The following is a 16,412-nucleotide window of genomic DNA, read 5'->3' on the forward strand; positions in this document are numbered from 1 at the left end:
TTATTTTTCTTCTTTAATTTTAAATAGAACACTCATCCCAACTTTTAAATCTTGCACTGGACGCTCAGGCACAAGATGCAGTTTAAAGCTGCGAATGTCATAGCCTCCAGTTTGGCGAGTTGTTTTTATGGTGGCAAATTCACCTTCAGCATCTATATTCTTAATTTTAAAATTCACATTCTGATTAAGTGCTGGAATGAATCCTTCAAGGGTTTTATTTTTATAAACAGAGGCATATTGATTTTCACCCACGTTTAAACTTACCCATAAATCATCATCTTCTAAAATGCTGACAACAGGAACACCCATAGCGACTAATTCAGAAGGTTTACCATAAGTTTTTGAAACCGTACCTGAAATAGGAGAGAGTAAACGTGTTTCTTCCTCTAGTGCTTTTGCTTCACCTACAGCTGCTTTTGCAATTTCAACCTGTGCATCTGCTGTAGATTTTTGTTGGCTCGTACTACCACGTTTTGCACGAGCATATTGTTGATAAGAGGCTTCACTTAATTCTTGAGCAGAAGTTTGTGCTGCAAGCATTTCATCTCGTCTTTGACGCGAAATGACGCCTTGTCTATATAAATTTTCACCACGTTGGTAAGTAGTTTTTGCAAGGTTTGCTTGTGCTTTCGTACTTTGCCAGTTTGCATAAAGTGTATCGATATTCTCTTGTTGAGAACCACGATCTACCGTAGATTGAAATGCTAAAGCAGATTGTAAGGTAGCCAAAGCCTGTTGTTTTTTAGCTTCTATTTCCGGGCTAACCAAACGAACAAGTGGCTGGCCTTTGGAAATTTTCTGGCCTTCTTGTACATAAATTTCTTCAATACGACTCGGAACTTTTGTACTTACATGAATTGTTTCGGCTTCAACTCGGCCTTGTAGTTCAATAGGCTTTGGCTGATAACTTTTCCACAAACCAAAAATAATTAAACCCAATAGGGCAATAATGATTACACCAATAATCAGTTTAATTTTTGAATTTTTAGGTGGTTGGGAGTCACTTTTATTTGTGCTTGATTCTTGATGATCACTCGCTTGATCATCTTTTTGAACTTGGTTGGTTTCTGCTGTATCCGCAACAGGAGCATCTTGTTCTGAATGAGCTGAGTCTTGATTCATTTTATACTCCCCTTAACGAATATAGTCGGTATGTGGTTGATTAACGTAAGCTTTAAATTGGTCAATTGAGCCGTGACTTTGAAGTAAAGTCGCGAGTGACATGACATATTTATAAGCATTTAAAGCCATTTCAGTTTTTAACGCGCTTAATGCATTTTGTGCATCAATTACTTGGGTTACTGTACCCATTCCTTCACGGAAAGAAAGTTCTTGAATACGTAAGTTTTCTTGAGCGGCATTTACGTTTCTTTGTAAGAGCTGATGACTTTGTTGAGCAGAGTTGAGTTCGTTATATGACTTATTCAAAAGAGCTTCGATCTCTTGTTTAGTTCGTTCAGTCATGAGTTCAGAGGCATAGCGCTTCAATTCGGCAGCATGAATATTCTTATTTTTATCTACACCTGAAAATAGGTTGTATTTTGCCATTACACCGACAATCCAGTTTTCATTTTTATCGAGAGCATATTCACCAAAAGCAAAAAGACTTGGTTTTTTTGCAGCTTCCTGAGCTTGAATATTTACATTAGCCAGTTGAGTATCCATCTGCATTTTTTGTACTAGGCTAGATTTTTGCGAATAACTGCTCAAAAGTGATTCTAGAGACTGGCTTGGGGTGTTATTTACAAATAGTGGCGTACTTAAATCTATATTGTTTTGTTGATGTAAAAGATTATTAAGACTAAAGCGACTGGCATTTAAGTTGGCTTGAGTATTTTGTAAAGTACGTTCCGCATTATTACGGGCGACTTCAAATTGCATGCGTTGCCCTTTACTAATAAATCCCTGTTGCTCGAGCTTTAGAGCATTACTGTAATGTTTCTGCATCGCATTAAAGTTAAATAAGCTACTCGCTACCAGTTGCTGCTGTAATTGCACATTAAAATAGCTTTGTACCACTTCAAACCGCTGTATATCTTGTTGTTGCTGGCTTGAAAGCTCTGAACGCTGTGCTTGAATATTTGCTAGTTTTTTTGCACTGCTAGTTAAGCCGCCTGTATAGAGTGGCATAACGACCGAAATAGAAGGGCGCACAACCTGATCTTCAATGGTCAGATTCGCATAATCTGGAAATCGATTTATACCGTCATGTATGGTTTGATTGGCGCCTTCTTGAACTTGTCCCAGCACATCCGATGGAATGACATTGTTCCACTGTGAAAGTTTGTCATTCAGCCCTTGGCTTAAATCATTCTCAAGTTTTTGTTTAAAAGAGCCAAGAGGTACATCTGTTTCACTGTGAAAAGCATATGCTCTCACATTTAAATCAACTCGAGGTAATCCGAGGCCCTTTACTGCTTCGGCTTCTAATTGAGATGCTTGCTGTAATGCTTGGTTGGCTTGGGTGCTATATGAACTTTTCAAAGCTTGTTGTTCTGCTTCTGCATAACTTAAGCTTTGGGCATATAAATGATTAGTGAAAAAAAAGCCTAAAGCCAAAGCAAGATGTTTAGGTTTAAATGAAAAGGGAAAAATAGACTGTCTATATCGATGTTCTGGCATTTTAAATAACAATTTCTGGCTCCCTTATAGTTTAAATTTCTTGTTATTAAATTCAATTATCATATTGTTTATTATACATTTGTATAAAAACATTTTGATTTTAGCTCCTTTAATTATTGAATTTACTAAGCCAATATTTTTTCTAATATCTATCAAGGTATGTGAAATTGTAATCACAAGTCAAGTTGATCTTTTTGCTTAAAATCTTTTTAAATTTGGAAGCCAGTAATTAAAAGTATAGAAATAACGACCACAATAATTGAAAAAATAAACTTAAATACAGTCCAGCATTGAAATATTTACTTGAGAAGCTGCTGCAAGCTTAAGCAATCTGTGGTTAAATGCCATTTTTATTGTGTTTGACTTTATACAAGGGAAAAATCATGCGCGCGTACAATTTCTGTGCTGGTCCTGCTGCATTACCTACTGCCGTTTTAGAAAAAGCTCAACAAGAATTGTTGGATTGGCAAGGTAAAGGTCTATCCATCATGGAAATGAGTCACCGTAGTGCTGACTATGTTGCTGTGGCTGAAAAAGCTGAAGCAGATTTACGCAAGTTAATGAATATTCCAGAAAACTATAAAGTACTGTTTTTACAAGGCGGTGCGTCATTACAATTTTCTGCGATTCCTTTAAACCTTTTAGGTAAGAACAGTAAAGCTGATTATATCCACACAGGCATCTGGTCTGAAAAAGCGTTAAAAGAAGCAAAACGTTATGGCGACATTAATGTTGTAAATGCTGGTATTAAAGTAGATGGCAAGTTCGCAATTTCTGAGCAAAGCGAATGGAATTTATCTGATGATGCAGCCTATGTACATTATGCGGATAATGAAACGATTGGTGGCTTACAGTTCGCAGGAATTCCTGATGTAAAAGCTCCACTCGTTTGTGATTATTCATCAAGTATTTTATCTGCTCCATTAGATGTGACCAAGTTTGGTTTAATCTATGCTGGCGCACAGAAAAATATTGGTCCTGCTGGTTTAACAATTGTCATTATTCGTGATGACTTACTTGATCAAGCTAAACCAGAAATTCCAAGCATTTTAAAATATGGTGACCAAGCGAAAAATGGTTCTATGGTAAATACTCCATCGACTTACGCTTGGTACTTGTCTGGTTTAGTATTTGAATGGTTACTAGAGCAGGGTGGGGTAGATGCTATCCATAAAGTTAACCTTGAAAAAGCTCAGTTGTTATATGGTTATATCGATTCAAGCGATTTCTACAATAACCCGATTGCAATTCCGAACCGTTCAATTATGAATGTACCGTTTACCTTGGCAGATGAAGCTTTAGACAAGCAATTCTTAAAAGAGGCGGAAGCAAACCATTTGTTGAATTTAGCTGGACACCGTTCTGTGGGTGGTATGCGTGCAAGTATTTATAATGCTGTACCATTAGAAGGCGTACAGGCTTTAATTAGCTTTATGGATGATTTTGCAAAACGTAATGGTTAAGCAAATCAAATAAATAAAGCCCTCAAATGAGGGCTTTATTTTTGAATAAATTTTATAAACTAAAAAGGTACTAAACCAAGTTGGTGCATGAATATGGCAGCTAAAAACATACCCAATACAAAAAAGCAAAACGCACCAGTATCGACCTTTACGCGCAGGCTACTAGATTGAATGAGGCTGGTAGTTTGTTCGGGTATAATCTTCATTCAATAACCTAATTATTAAAATATTAGTGAAATTCAATTAGTTTCACCCTTTTTAGCACAAATAGTCGCCTGAATCCAGATATTACCGCGAATATATTCGCCAATATTAAAGTTTTTATACAAATCGTTTTTGGTCGCAATGCGCACTAATATGGCAGGAAGATCATCTTCTAAAACCAAAGTGACATCATAAAGGGTATATTCTGCCCCCATAAATGTCATAGAAGTTTTGCCAACAATATTACCTTGGAACCATGCTTCATCTTCTTGACCAAGATTTTCACCATATAAATATGCGACCATTTTAGAAAAATCAACAGTTACAGGCTCTTGATCTTCTGGGGTTTTTGGCTGCCATTCATTAATGAGTTCCTGTAAGTTTTCAGGAGCAATACCATTATGTTCAGTCAAAATTGCATTTAATGCACGGTGATGTTTAATTGAAGCTGGGTCATCAACAACAATTTTTTCGCCTGCTGGAACAGGTTCTAATTCATAAGCCCATGCATTAAATTGAACTTGATAGTTTTGGTTTTTGTCATATTGACAAGCGTTAACGCTAAATAAATTATCAAACGCATAAACGGTTGTATTTTTATTTAGTCTTAAACTTAACACGGCTTGCGTTGCAGAGTCACAAGTAATGATACGTTCAATTTTTGCATTATATTGATATGGGCTTTCAAAACTTGGAAACGCTGTTTTGAGTGCTCGAGGCTTTTGGTTTTCAACAGCAATAATCTGGTTGATTGTAACTTTTTGGTTTTGTGGGCCTTGGATCAACCAAAAAGATTGATCCATATCTTCTTCATGTTCGCATAAGCCCATCGGCATTACAGGTGCATCAAGTGCTAGTCCTAACCATTTTGGTACATCTGTTTCAGGATGGGACGTCAATAGATTCCAATGTTCGCCATGACTACCAAAATTTTGGTCATTTACTTTAATTACTTCTGGACTGTTTTGATTTTTCATAAGCACGATGCTGTTGGGTTCACATTACTTGTTATATTAAATCGAGGGTGTTTACTATTTTTCAAGTCATCATGTGTAAATTCTCTTGTAAAAGCACATATTTAGTCATTTAAAGAGAAATGTGGCTTCTATTTATAAATTAAAAGTAAGCTTCATCTATAAAAACTTTAATGTTGAAATTAAAAATAAGTTTAATGTTTATTTCTACTCACCTTCGAAAAGCATCTGTTAGACTTAGATTTTTAGTGGAAATAGAGAATAACGTGCTGCCATTTAAGCTATGGGTAGACGCAGACGCCTTACCAAAAATTTTACGTGAAGTAATTCTGCGTGCATCAGATCGTTATCAATTAGAAGTTATTTTTGTTGCCAATCAAAATGTTGGGATTACACCTTCTGTTCGTATTAAGTCAATACAGGTTTTAAGTGGCGCTGATCAGGCCGATAAAGAAATAGTTGATCGTATGACTGAAAATGACATTGTCATTACGCAAGATATTCCACTGGCAGCTCAAGTGATCGAGAAAGGGGGCGTTGCTATTCATCCACGTGGTGAAGTCTATACAACCGCGAATGTTAAAGCACGTTTACATCTGCGTGATTTCATGGATACGCTTCGTGGTGCGGGTGTGCAAACTGGTGGGCCCCCGCCTATTTCTGAGCGAGATAAGCGTGAATTTTCAAGTTCATTAGATCAAACAATTTTAAAGCAAAAACGTAAAACAGCTAAGTGAGCATCACATGCCATCGCAAACCAATTTGGCTTTAACTTATGCCTTGTTAGTGTTCATTTGGGCAACCACTCCATTGGCTATTGTTTGGAGTGTGTCTGATTTACATCTGATGTGGGCATTGTTGTTACGCTTTTTTATTGCATTGCCTTTGGCATTAATCATATTACTGATTTTAAGAACACCTTTTCCGACTCATCGACAAGCAGTTCACAGCTACATTGCCGGATCTTTTAGCTTAATTGGCTCCCAAATTTTTACTTATGCCGCAACCCAATATTTAAGTTCAGGCATGATTGCACTTATGTTTGGCTTAGCACCTATTATGGCAGGGCTTATTGGTCGGTTTGCATTTGGCCAGCAACTTTATAAGCTGCAATGGCTGGGCATGGCAATTGCGGTCAGTGGGTTAGCGATTATTTGTTTGAGCGGTGCAAATCAGCACGTGCATCCGTTTGGTATTGTCCTTATGCTGATTAGTGTGTTTGTTTATTCTTTTTCAATTTTCTGGGTTAAGAAAGTTAATGCTCAGATCCAGCCGATGGCTCAGGCAACAGGTTCTATTTTAGTGTCTTCTATTTTTGCTAGTTGTTTTATTCCATTTATTTGGCAATATGCGCCGACACATTTGCCAGAAGCTAAATCTTTATTTGCCCTAATTTATACGGTACTGATGGCTTCATTAGTCGCCATGTTTTGTTATTTCAAACTTATACAAAATATTCAGCCAACAACTTTATCTTTAACGACAGTAATTACACCAATGTTAGCGATGATGATTGGAGCTGCCTTAAATCATGAACAACTTTCGATTATGGTTTTTGTAGGGGCTTTAATTATCTTGTCTGGACTCTTTTTATATTTCTATAAAGACATTCAGGCAAACCGGAACTTTGCTCAACATATGAAGTCTAAATAGGAGAAGATTTGGGTAATTTGTTGAGCTTATTCATTAAATTGTTCTAATTCGTAGCGAAATGCATGATCAAATTGATCTCCTAACTTAAGTAGTAGAAAATAGCGCAGCAATATAATATTAGGATTGTTAAGGGAAGATCAGAACTTACTGATTTTTAAACCTTAATACAGCATCTAACGATATGGCCAAATAGTAAATGTGAATGTAATTTGACATTCGCATCTGCTATTTCCCATCAATCACCTTGGATTTAGAAGGTATGTTTAAACCAATCTCACTGTATATAGGGTTGAGATATACTCGCGCAAGACGCAGTAATCATTTTATTTCTTTTATTGCATTGGTTTCGATGGTCGGTTTGACACTAGGTGTCGCAGTGCTGATTACGGTACTTTCTGTAATGAACGGTTTCGATCGCGAATTGAAAAACCGTGTTTTGGGAATGGTGCCGCAAGCGACAGTTTCATCTACACAAATCCTCACGGATTGGCCTGAACTGGTAAAACGAGTTGAACATCATCCACATGTAACTGGGGTTGCACCTTTTACCCAATTGCAAGGTATGTTAACCGCGCAAGGGCAAGTCGCTGGTATTATGGTGACGGGTATTGACCCAAAATATGAAAAGAATGTTTCTATTATTCAAAATCATATTGTTGCCGGGAGTCTAGATTCACTTAAAAAGGGTGAGTTTGGTATTGTACTTGGTAAAGATATGGCTGATTCATTGGGCTTACGTCTAAATGACAGTGTGACATTGGTTTTACCTGAAGCAACGCCATCTCCAGCCGGTGTTGTACCTCGTTTCAAGCGTTTTAAAGTGGTGGGTATTTTTAGTGTAGGCGCTGAAGTCGATTCTATGGTGGGTTATATCGCCCTATATGATGCGTCAACCTTATTACGCCTACCTGATGGTGCTCAAGGTGTTCGTTTAAAACTAGATGATATTTTTGCCGCGCCACAAGTTGCCGATGACTTGGTAAAAAGTTTACCAAGCAATTTCTATGCAACGAACTGGACCTATACGCATGGCAATCTGTTTAATGCCATTCAAATGGAAAAAACGCTAGTTGGTTTATTGCTTGTACTTATCATTGTGGTTGCAGCATTTAATATTGTTTCGTCGTTAGTCATGGTTGTGACTGATAAAAAATCAGATATTGCCATTTTACGTACATTAGGCGCTTCGCCATCAATGATTACTAAAATCTTTATGGTGCAAGGCACCGTGATTGGTGTGATTGGAACAGTTGCTGGTACAGTTTTAGGTGTAATTTTAGCTTTAACCATTAGCGATATCATTTCATGGTTTAACAATGTGTTGGGCTTAAATCTATTCGATGCTTATTTCGTGCATTACCTTCCTTCTTATTTAAGATGGCAAGATGTGACGATTATTGTGATTGTTTCTTTACTTTTAAGCTTCTTGGCGACTATCTATCCGGCGCTTCGTGCTGCCAAAGTTCAACCTGCCGAGGCACTGCGCTATGAGTAAAATTGTTTTAGAAGCAAAAGAAATATATAAACATTTTGATGATGGTAAATCTAAGGTTGAAGTCATTAAAGGTCTTTCTTTACAAGTTGAAGCTGGGCAGTTTGTTTCAATTGTGGGTGCGAGTGGTTCAGGTAAAAGTACTTTGCTTCATGCGTTAGGTGGTCTAGAGCAACCAACTCAAGGACAAGTATTCTTAAATGGTCAGCGTTTTGATAATTTAGGTGAAGCCGAACGTGGTTTTCAACGTAACAAATACCTTGGCTTTGTTTATCAATTCCACCACTTATTACCTGAGTTTTCTGCGCTTGAAAATGTGGCAATGCCTTTAATGCTTCGAGCAGACAGTCAATATAAGTCGGTAAAGGCACAAGCTGAATATTTACTAGATCGAGTGGGATTATCCCACCGTATGGATCATAAACCTGGTGAACTTTCAGGTGGTGAGCGCCAACGTGTTGCTTTGGCGCGTGCTTTAGTCACTAAACCTGCCGTAGTTTTAGCGGATGAGCCAACGGGTAATTTAGACCGTAAAACAGCTGTTGGTATTTTCGAGTTACTGACTGATCTTAAGAAAGAGCTCAATATGGCTATGCTTATTGTGACTCATGATGAGCAGTTGGCTCAGGCAGCAGATTCAATCTTGCATATGGAAGATGGTCTGTGGGTAAGCAGTTCTTAAAAAATTGTCATTAAATCACATTGTTAAAGCCCACTCAGTTGGGCTTTAATTTTGCCCCTAAAAAGATAACGATATGATTTTAAATGTTAAAGCTTATTTTAGTGGGGTGGATTGTAGGTATTGCATTTATGGGAATAGATCTTCCTCTCATAACGCAATATGGTTGGATTGGTAAAGTTTTGCTCTTTATCTGCTTAATGTTTTATATATTTAAGCGCCATCTTGTTGTAAATCGTCCTATATTAAAAGGAGTTTATTATTTAATCTGTGGTCTAAGCCTTTTTGTTATAGGCCATCAGTATGCTCAACATGCCTTAAATGAAAGACTACAACTACGGGAGATGCAACCTGAGTCTTTAGAGATTGTTGTTTATATAGACCGAATAAGTGAAGAAAAAGATAATAAGACACAGCAACTCGCTCAGGTTCTAGGGCGGTCATCCGATGTGGTGAATTGGTTGTTATATTTAAAAAATGAAAATGAGAGTGCATTAATAGAGGGGCCAAAATTACAATTAGGTCATTACTATCGAATTTCGGGTAAAACCAGACCAGCTCATAGTTATGCAGTATCAGGTGCTTTTGATCAAGAACAATGGTTCATTCAACGAAATATAATGTCAGGTTTCAGTGTTCAACATATTGAGCCTTTAAACTCGAATGAAATTTATCGGTTGGGTTATCAAAATCACTTAAAACAGCAACAAAAATTTTTTACTAGACAACAGTTAAATATAGAAAAACTCCGTCTAAAATTTAGATTAATTCTAAAAAAATCTCCTTTTCAGAATAAAGGATTGTTATTAGCGCTTTTAACAGGGGATGAAAGTCTTTTAAATGAAGACATTAAAAATCAATTTAAGCAGTTAGGAATCTCTCATTTGTTGGCCATTTCAGGGCCTCATGTCCTCATTTTTGCAATCTTGTTATCTTGGGGATTACATCAATTAGTACAACGTTATTATCCTCAGCTTTATTTGTGGCAACCCAAGCAAATTTTAGCAATGATTCCGTTATGCTTTGGAGTTTTGATTTATACAGCTTTTGTCGGCTTTGAAATTCCAGCCTTAAGAACTTTACTCTCAATATTTTTATTTGCCTTTTTATTGTTAGTCAAACTGCCAGTTAAGCCATTTTCGCTATTGGTTTATAGCGCAAGTCTACTTTTACTTTTTGATCCATTTAGTGTTTTATCAGCAGGTTTTTGGCTCTCTTATGGTTCTTGCTTTATTTTATTACGCATTTATCAAACCATAGTACAGGCACCAAATCTTGCCTCATTGAGTTTGCTATCTAGAATAATTCTTTTAGCTAAAACCCTAATTGAATCTCAGAGCAAAATATTTATTGCTCTATGTCCTCTAATGCTGATTTTCTTTCAACAGATTTCATGGGTAGCACCTCTTACAAATATTATTGCTGTTCCTCTGTTAGGAGGAGTTATTGTTCCTTTAAATATTTTCGCTGCTTGTGTGTGGCTTATTTTTAATTCACCTGGAAATGCGCTCTTTCAGCTTAATGATATTTTGCTCAGTATGGTGCTGACATGTTTTAGTCTTTTAGAGAAATTATCTCTACCGTTGCAAGGTTTTAGTCTGACACCACTGGCTTTGATAGGCTTAAGCTGTGCCATTATTATTTTATTTTTACCGCGTGGTGTTTTACCAAAATTTTGGAGTCTTATATGTTGTTTACCCTTAGTCATTCCGAATAAAACCTCACAGCAAATTCAATTAAATATTATAGACGTAGGCCAAGGACAAGCGATTTTTCTACAACATCCAGAGCAGACATGGTTAATTGATACGGGTGGTTCTTATGATGAAAAGGCTTTCAGCATTGGTCAAAATGTAGTAATTCCATATTTACGTCAGAAAGGTATTAAGCAACTAGATCATGTGGTGTTATCTCATCTTGACCAAGATCATAGTGGGGCATTTCCTTTTATCGCTCAGGCTTTTCCTATCAAACAAGTCATATCAAATCAGCTATGGGCAGAGAAGGTAAAAGAACCATTTACCTATTGTCATCAAGGGCAAAAATGGCAATATCCACAGTTAGATATTGAGATACTTTGGCCTAAAGAAAATGATTTAAATTTAGTTCCTACTAACCAAAATGAATATTCTTGTGTTGTTTATATTCATTTAAAACAAGTAAGGGATTATCAGAATTATTTAATTATGGGGGATGCGGGATGGGAAGCAGAATATCAATTGATAAAAGAATATCCTGATTTAAAGGTAGATGTTTTGGTATTAGGTCATCATGGAAGTAAACATAGTTCGGCTTATGACTTTTTAGCGACGTTAAACCCCAAGCTTGTTATTGCTTCTGCCGGCTTTAATAACCGATATGGTCATCCAAGCAAAGAGGTTTTAGCGAGAATACAAGAACTTAATATTCCATTTAAAAGCACAGTTGAGCAAGGAACATTAAGTTTTGTATCTGAGAATCATCAAATGATTTTATACACTCGACGTTTCGAGCGTACTTGGCTCCACTGAAACTTGTGAAGCTTCTGCTTTAAGCTTATCCACAATTTGAAGAGCTTCAGCTGGATCAATATTATAAATATTATCTAAAGCAGGGTTTGCTTTAAAACGTTTATAGCTCCAGTGGTAATGTTCTGGATAACGATGGATGAGTTGTTCAATAGCCTGATGAATGACATAAGTTCCATCATCTGCACTACCTTCGTAGATTTTCTCATCCATAGGTTCAACGTGCATCGTGAAACCGTCATTTTCGTTACGAATCGCGTAAAGGAATAAAGCTTTTGCTTTAGTTTTTTGAATAAGCTTGGTACTTAAATTACTTGAGGCAAGGGGAACACCAAAATAATTGATCATACTGCCGCCGACGTTAGGTGTATGGTCAGGCAAAATTACGGTAGTTTCACCTTGTTTTAAGGCTTTAAAAATTTGTCTTACACCAGTTTCGTCAGTAGGAACCAAGTGAGCTTGTTCACGACTACGTGCTTCTCGAACAAAACGGTCTGCATCTTCATTTTTTACTGGCTTGTATAAAATTGTCATTGAAGTGAATTGTGAGCACCAAGCATTCAGGACTTCCCATGTACCAAAATGTGGAACAATCAAAACCACACCTTTTTTTGCTGCAAGTGCTTCGTGAAAGTAATGTTCACCTTCAATATGATGAATTCTTTCGATATTCTTACTATTTGATGAGCCCCAAATACTTAAAAATTCAAAGTATGAGGTGACTTCATTGCGAATAGCTTGCTGAGTAATTTCTATTCGCTGCTGTGGCGTTAAATGTGGGAGGGCGATTTGTAGGTTTAGTTCTATACTTTTTGATGTTTTAGTAATTTTTAAAGTATTAATTAACCCTGCCAACATACGAGCAAGAAAACGTCCAAATTGAATTGGCTGGCGGCTAAAAGTTTTGAGTAGGTAGTAGTTCATGCTTTTTGTATCTAATTTGGTCATCTATCGCGGTAAAAAGGAAGCAATAATTAAAAAAAGATAAAATTATTATAAATGAAATCATATTATTTAGACAGTTTTTATCAAATCAACGTATATAATGACATCATTTTAGATTAATTTGGATTGGAATTTTATGTCCGATTGGCCACCAAAACCACAAAATGAACCTATAATCCCTAAACAAAATGGACCAGAATGGCAAATTCTTGAGAAGGCTGTACTTGCTTCAGTAGAGGAACAGCGCCGTAGTCGCCGTTGGGGAATCTTCTTTAAAACATTAACTTTTATTTATTTATTATTCATTATTGTACTCATGGGTAAAGGCTGTTCAACCAGCAAAGAAGGCTCTGCGGTGAGTAGCAGTAGTGCTCATTTGGCAGTAGTGGATATTATTGGAACTATTGATGCTTCAAGTAATCAATCAGTAAATAGCGAAGATACCAATAAAGCGCTTAAACGTGCTTTTGAAGCTTCAAATAGTAAAGCTATTGCACTTAATATTAACTCACCTGGCGGTTCTCCAGTTCAGTCTGATGAAATCTGGCAGGAAATTCGTTATTTGAAAAAACAGCATCCAGATAAAAAGGTTTACGCTGTGATTGGTGATATGGGCGCATCAGGTGCGTATTATATTGCGTCTGCTGCGGATGAGATTATTGTCAATCCATCAAGTCTGGTCGGCTCAATTGGTGTGATCATGCCTAACTATGGGATTACTGGTTTAGCTCAGAAACTTGGCATTGAAGATCGGACTTTAACGGCAGGAACGAATAAAGACATTTTAAGTATGACAAAACCGATTGATCCTGTGCAAAAGCAACATATTCAATCTGTTCTTGATAATGTTCACACTCACTTTATCACTGCAGTTAAAGAAGGGCGTGGAAAGCGTTTGAAATCGAACGATCCAGCTATTTTTTCTGGTTTATTCTGGACTGGCGAACAAGCAATCCAGTTGGGCGTTGCTGACCGTTCAGGTAACATTACGAGCTTGATGCGTGAACTAAACCTTGATAATAAAGTTGACTACACAATTGAGCGCAACCCATTACAATCCATTTTAGGTCGTATGGGGGCACAAATCGGGCAAGGGGTAAGTGAATCTATTGCTCAAGAAGTGCAGACTCGTCAAAGCGCAAAATTACAATAAAATCTGTTTTAGGATAGCGGTATGTCAATGAAACCAGTTATACACTTTGCTCATGCGAATGGCGTGCCATCAAAAGTGTATCAAAAACTGTTTGACCAGTTGAAAGGGGAATATGACATTATTTATGTTCCTCTGATTGGTCCTGATAAACGTTATCCTGTGACTAACCATTGGCCTGCTTTGGTTGATCAGGTAATTGACAGTATTGTGCGACAGGCGAAAGGACGTAAAGTGATTGGACTTGGTCATTCTCTTGGTTCGGTTTTAACGTTGATGGCATCTTTTCAGCGTCCTGAACTCTTTTCTCAAGTCATTATGTTAGATCCGCCTCTTATTTTAGGACGATATTCATTTGCATTTCACATAGCAAAACTATTTCGTCCTAAATTGGTTGATGCGATGACTCCTGCAGGTTTATCTGCACGCCGTCGTGAACATTGGGACTCAAGAGAGCAGGCTGCTGAGTTACTACGTCCTAAAGGATTTTATAAAGATTTTGATGAAGATTGTTTTCAAGCCTACATCGACTATGCTTTAAAAGAAGACTCGGTCCGTGGCGGAGTTACTTTAACGATTTCTCGTGAGGATGAGGTTGCAATTTTCCGTAAGAATCCTTCTTGGTGGTGGCTGCCTATGCCAAAACCTAAGATGCCTGTGCATTTAGTTGTAGGTAAAGGAAGTGATTTCTTAAAAAGAGGCTTTCCTCAAATGGCAAAGCGAAAAATGGGAATCCCATTTACTGTAGTTGAGGGTGGGCATATGTTTCCTCTAGAACATCCAATTGATACAGTGAATTCTATAAAGAAATTGATTCATCATCAGCCAAATTAATTTTTAGACTTATAAAAAAGGACATGCTGGCATGTCCTTTTTTATTTTTGCTTTTAAGTAAAAAGTTTTACCAATTTGCAAAACGAATAGGGTGTTCAAGAACTTGATCACGAAAATAAGCTTGGCCATTTTTCCATGTAAGTTGACCGTTACATAACCACTCTGCTACTTGTGGGTAGATAAAGTGCTCAAGTGCATGCACTCGATTTGCTAATGAAGCGGCAGTATCATGTTCTTTAACTGAAATAGCGGATTGGGCAATTGATTGACCAGAATCCAGTTCAGCCGTTACAAAGTGTACGGTACAACCATGTAAACGATCACCTGTGTTTAAAACACGTTGATGAGTATTCACACCTTTATAAGCTGGAAGAAGTGAGGGATGTATGTTCAGCATTTTCCCTTGCCATTTGTTGACAAAGGTGGGAGTTAAAATGCGCATGAAACCGGCTAAAATAACCACATCTACTTGCCAAGCTAAGAGCTGTTGATGCATTGCTTCATCAAACACTTCACGAGTTGGAAAGTCTTTATGAGAAATAACGGCCGTAGCAATATTGGCTTTTTGAGCACGCTCTAGGGCATAAGCATCTGCTTTATTAGACAGTACACCTACAATTTGCCCTGATAGATTTGCATCTATCAAGGCTTGTAAATTACTGCCGTTCCCAGAGACTAGAACAGCAATTTTTATCATGCAAAGATCACACGAATTTTTTCGTCTGCGCCTTCCACTGATTCAGCATTTTCTTGGATGTGTCCAATTTTCCAAGCTTTTTCGCCTTGAGTATTAAGCACTTCAATTGCTTTTTCAGCATCATTAGTATCAACAGCAATGACCATACCTACGCCACAGTTAAACGTACGGTACATTTCAAAGCGCTCTACATTGCCTTCGCGTTGTAGAAGTTGGAATAACTCAGACCATTCCCAAGATGCTTCATCAATGACCGCTTGAGCACCATTTGGTAATACACGTGGTAAGTTACCAGGTAAACCGCCGCCAGTGATGTGTGCCATAGCATGTACATCAACTTGTTTGCAAAGTTCAAGAACTGGTTTTACATAGATACGTGTTGGTTCCATTGCAACATCTGCAAGAGGACGACCATCAATCACTTGAGTTAAATCAACGTTTTTAACGTCTAAAATTTTACGTAGTAATGAATAACCATTCGAGTGAGCACCACTTGATGCAACACCGATAAGTACGTCACCAGACTTTACTTTAGAGCCATCAATAATTTTGCTTTGCTCAACAACACCAACAGCAAAACCAGCAAGATCGTAATCTTCGCCTTCATACATGCCTGGCATTTCTGCGGTTTCACCACCTACAAGTGCGCAACCTGCAAGCTCACAACCTTTACCAATACCAGTAACAACATTTGCAGCAACGTCAACATTTAAGTGACCAGTCGCGTAATAATCAAGGAAGAATAATGGTTCTGCACCACAAACTAAAAGGTCATTTACACACATAGCCACAAGATCTTGGCCGATTGTGTCATGACGATTAAGATTAAGTGCCAAACGTAATTTAGTTCCTACACCATCGGTTCCAGAAACTAAAACAGGCTCTTCATAACCTTTAGGAATTTTGCATAGTGCACCAAAGCCACCAAGACCGCCCATTACTTCAGGACGACTTGTACGTTTAGCGACTGACTTGATACGATCGACCAGTGCGTCGCCCGCTTCAATGTCGACACCCGCATCTTTGTAGCTTAAACCGGTATTTGGGGTAGAAGTTGAGTTGCTCATAAATGAAGTCTCCGCATTGGCGGCAGATTATAACCTGAATATACGAAACTCTTATGTTATTTATGCTCGAAAATGCTATCTTTAATAAAAATATTTTTTCATTTATAACGATTAAATCAAAAAAG

General features: G+C 37.5%; 15 protein-coding genes and 1 pseudogene. 8 read left to right on the plus strand and 8 right to left on the minus strand.

The window, feature by feature from the left end:
- Together MJX77_RS10055 and MJX77_RS10060 are read right to left on the minus strand one after the other, a co-directional pair.
- Nucleotides 1-1,122 (minus strand): HlyD family secretion protein, encoded by a 1,122-nt coding sequence (locus MJX77_RS10055; protein WP_252058923.1) that lies wholly within the window; start codon nucleotides 1,120-1,122, stop codon nucleotides 1-3.
- Between the two features lie 12 nt (nucleotides 1,123-1,134).
- Nucleotides 1,135-2,622, minus strand: coding sequence for a TolC family protein (locus MJX77_RS10060; protein WP_252061326.1), 1,488 nt, complete (start codon nucleotides 2,620-2,622; stop codon nucleotides 1,135-1,137).
- 383 nt (nucleotides 2,623-3,005) lie between these two features.
- Here MJX77_RS10060 and serC point away from each other — a divergent pair, with 383 nt between their 5' ends.
- Entirely contained in the window at nucleotides 3,006-4,085 is a 1,080-nt protein-coding gene (serC, locus tag MJX77_RS10065; RefSeq protein ID WP_174742140.1) for a 3-phosphoserine/phosphohydroxythreonine transaminase, read from the plus strand.
- A 59-nt stretch (nucleotides 4,086-4,144) separates the two neighbouring features.
- On the opposite strand, the gene MJX77_RS10070 is transcribed toward serC, so the two are convergent.
- Nucleotides 4,145-4,291, minus strand: a complete 147-nt coding sequence (locus MJX77_RS10070) for a hypothetical protein (protein WP_004790612.1) — start codon at nucleotides 4,289-4,291, stop codon at nucleotides 4,145-4,147.
- Nucleotides 4,292-4,324: 33 nt separating this feature from the next.
- The gene (locus tag MJX77_RS10075) at nucleotides 4,325-5,266 is read right to left on the minus strand and encodes a hypothetical protein (RefSeq protein ID WP_004790613.1); all 942 of its coding nucleotides are present in this window, start codon (nucleotides 5,264-5,266) and stop codon (nucleotides 4,325-4,327) included.
- 245 nt (nucleotides 5,267-5,511) lie between these two features.
- On the opposite strand from MJX77_RS10075, the gene MJX77_RS10080 reads away from it, so the two are divergent.
- Nucleotides 5,512-6,000 carry a YaiI/YqxD family protein gene (locus MJX77_RS10080; protein WP_014207405.1) on the plus strand — a complete coding sequence of 163 codons (489 nt, stop codon included), beginning with the start codon at nucleotides 5,512-5,514 and terminating at the stop codon, nucleotides 5,998-6,000.
- Nucleotides 6,001-6,007: 7 nt separating this feature from the next.
- A complete protein-coding gene (locus tag MJX77_RS10085; RefSeq protein ID WP_252058925.1) occupies nucleotides 6,008-6,916 on the plus strand; it encodes a DMT family transporter in 909 nt (302 codons plus the stop codon).
- A gap of 29 nt (nucleotides 6,917-6,945) precedes the next feature.
- Here MJX77_RS10085 and MJX77_RS10090 read toward each other — a convergent pair.
- Nucleotides 6,946-7,026, minus strand: a pseudogene (locus MJX77_RS10090) (PilZ domain-containing protein); the annotation flags it as partial.
- 149 nt (nucleotides 7,027-7,175) lie between these two features.
- On the opposite strand from MJX77_RS10090, the gene MJX77_RS10095 reads away from it, so the two are divergent.
- From MJX77_RS10095 to MJX77_RS10105, 3 genes are all read left to right on the plus strand, one after another.
- Nucleotides 7,176-8,411, plus strand: coding sequence for a lipoprotein-releasing ABC transporter permease subunit (locus MJX77_RS10095; protein WP_004790618.1), 1,236 nt, complete (start codon nucleotides 7,176-7,178; stop codon nucleotides 8,409-8,411).
- Nucleotides 8,404-9,090 (plus strand): lipoprotein-releasing ABC transporter ATP-binding protein LolD, encoded by a 687-nt coding sequence (gene lolD / locus MJX77_RS10100; RefSeq protein ID WP_151767132.1) that lies wholly within the window; start codon nucleotides 8,404-8,406, stop codon nucleotides 9,088-9,090. The genes MJX77_RS10095 and lolD overlap by 8 nt, the downstream gene beginning before the upstream one ends.
- Before the next feature lie 83 nt (nucleotides 9,091-9,173).
- Entirely contained in the window at nucleotides 9,174-11,597 is a 2,424-nt protein-coding gene (locus MJX77_RS10105) for a DNA internalization-related competence protein ComEC/Rec2 (protein ID WP_252058926.1), read from the plus strand.
- Here the strand turns inward: MJX77_RS10105 and MJX77_RS10110 are convergent.
- Nucleotides 11,559-12,542: a lysophospholipid acyltransferase family protein gene (locus MJX77_RS10110; protein ID WP_252058928.1), complete on the minus strand. Its 984-nt coding sequence runs from the start codon at nucleotides 12,540-12,542 to the stop codon at nucleotides 11,559-11,561. The genes MJX77_RS10105 and MJX77_RS10110 overlap by 39 nt on opposite strands.
- A 133-nt stretch (nucleotides 12,543-12,675) precedes the next feature.
- Here MJX77_RS10110 and sppA point away from each other — a divergent pair, with 133 nt between their 5' ends.
- Both sppA and MJX77_RS10120 read left to right on the plus strand, forming a co-directional pair.
- A complete protein-coding gene (sppA, locus tag MJX77_RS10115) occupies nucleotides 12,676-13,692 on the plus strand; it encodes a signal peptide peptidase SppA (RefSeq protein ID WP_004790623.1) in 1,017 nt (338 codons plus the stop codon).
- 21 nt (nucleotides 13,693-13,713) lie between these two features.
- A complete protein-coding gene (locus MJX77_RS10120; protein ID WP_252058930.1) occupies nucleotides 13,714-14,523 on the plus strand; it encodes an alpha/beta fold hydrolase in 810 nt (269 codons plus the stop codon).
- A 67-nt stretch (nucleotides 14,524-14,590) separates the two neighbouring features.
- Here the strand turns inward: MJX77_RS10120 and purN are convergent, their stop codons facing one another.
- Nucleotides 14,591-15,220 (minus strand): phosphoribosylglycinamide formyltransferase, encoded by a 630-nt coding sequence (purN, locus tag MJX77_RS10125; RefSeq protein WP_004790628.1) that lies wholly within the window; start codon nucleotides 15,218-15,220, stop codon nucleotides 14,591-14,593.
- Nucleotides 15,217-16,287, minus strand: a complete 1,071-nt coding sequence (purM, locus tag MJX77_RS10130) for a phosphoribosylformylglycinamidine cyclo-ligase (RefSeq protein WP_252058932.1) — start codon at nucleotides 16,285-16,287, stop codon at nucleotides 15,217-15,219. Before purM ends, purN begins: the two co-directional genes overlap by 4 nt.
- Between the last annotated feature and the right edge of the window lie 125 nt (nucleotides 16,288-16,412).

Origin of the sequence: Acinetobacter sp. AHP123, assembly GCF_023757925.1 — a bacterium.
Taxonomy (GTDB): domain Bacteria; phylum Pseudomonadota; class Gammaproteobacteria; order Pseudomonadales; family Moraxellaceae; genus Acinetobacter; species Acinetobacter oleivorans.